At 43.3% G+C, this 314-nt stretch carries 1 protein-coding gene; it reads left to right on the forward strand.

Translation table 11 applies throughout. The features are described 5' to 3' along the window. Positions 1–30: 30 nt before the first annotated feature. On the forward strand, positions 31–314 hold a 284-nt coding region (locus HMPREF2890_RS09020; RefSeq protein WP_168160378.1), incomplete at its 3' end, for a hypothetical protein.

Here is a 314-nt window from a genome sequence, read left to right on the forward strand (position 1 = left end):
TGAGGAGGGTTGAGACAGCCAGAATGGTATATGAAAAAAGAGAAGAGAACTCGTCGACTTTACACCGAAGAAGAGAAGAGAGTACACATTAAACAGTACAAGATGTCCGGTCTAACTGCTTACGGGTATTCTAAAATAACCGGGGTAAACCGAGCGACCTTAAGGAGCTGGATAAATAAGTGCTCCGAAAAAGACTTAGATATGGTATCTTGTTCTTTCAATCACGAAGACGAGACATTTATGAAAAAGGGCAAGAATCCGAAAGCAACCTCAGACCTAAGCGCAAACATATATGCGAGTGCGGGTGCGAGTGC

Origin of the sequence: Porphyromonas sp. HMSC065F10, from assembly GCF_001808555.1 — a bacterium.
Taxonomy (GTDB): Bacteria; Bacteroidota; Bacteroidia; order Bacteroidales; family Porphyromonadaceae; genus Porphyromonas_A.